Origin of the sequence: Paenibacillus sp. NPDC056579, from assembly GCF_042793215.1 — a bacterium.
In the GTDB taxonomy this organism is placed as follows: domain Bacteria; phylum Bacillota; class Bacilli; order Paenibacillales; family NBRC-103111; genus Paenibacillus_S.
Window position 1 is genome coordinate 1 of record NZ_JBHTVD010000057.1, and the last position, 1,007, is coordinate 1,007.

Annotated in this window: 1 protein-coding gene; it reads right to left on the reverse strand. The window is 44.5% G+C overall.

Annotation, left to right across the window (positions count from 1 at the left end; translation table 11 throughout):
- Positions 1-1,007 (reverse strand): M3 family oligoendopeptidase (locus tag ACFQ88_RS39795; protein ID WP_379463454.1); only part of this gene is annotated, 1,007 nt, incomplete at both ends.

Genomic DNA, 1,007 nt, shown 5'->3' on the forward strand with positions numbered 1-1,007 from the left:
GCCGTAAGCTCCTGATGAATAAGCCCCATTGCGTTTGCCTTTATTTTCGTAAACGTCCACCCAGCGGTTTTCCAGTCCTTCTTTTAGGATAGAGGCATATTCTTCCCCTAAAGGTGCGAGGCCTTTCAGCATGTAATCTTTGGCTTCCTCGTATGTCACCTTCATCCCAGCATCTTTCACAAGCGGTGTATACAGGTCATAGATATGCACTTCATCAAGCTCAAGCACTTTCTTTCTTAGCGCAATATAGCGGTGCAGGAGCGGCAAATGCTTATTAATCGTCTTAACAAGGTTATCGTATACTTCCTCAGGAATACTGTTGTTAGAAAGCGCAGCCTCACGCGCGGACTTGTACTTTTTCACTCTCGCGTAGAAGTTGTCCTTTTTCACAGTGCCGCTTAGCGTCGTGGCCATTGTGTTTTTATATTGTCCGTACGTTTTATACACTGCGTCAAACGCATTTTTGCGGACTTCACGGTTTTCACTTTCCAAGAAATTAATAAAGTTGCCGTGAGTGATCTGTTTTTCATTCCCATCTTCGTCTTTAATGGAAGGAAACGTTATATCTGCGTTATTTAACACGCTGAATGTATTTGAAGATGACCCCAGTACCTCGGAGGCTTCAGCAAGCAGCGCCTCTTCCTTCTCGCTCAGCACATGCGGACGTTCCTTTGTAATCTCCTCAATCGCATGAGAGTACAGCTTCAATTCTTCTTTTTCAAGAATGAACTGCCGCAGTTTGTCTTCTTCTATGGATAAAATCTCCGGAACCAAATAAGCTGTCGCGCTTGCGGCCTGTGTATACAGGTTTCCCGCCTTGTCATTCAGCCCCTGGTTAAAGGAGTTCCCAGTATCCTGGTCAGAGCGCATATGCGCATAAGTGTACAGCCTACCCAGCCGCTCCATCACTTTATCTTGATACGTAAGAGCCTCGTATAAATGATCAGCTGAATCTGCCAGCTTTCCTTTATACTTAGATAAATTCGGAATTAATTCTTTTACAGCTT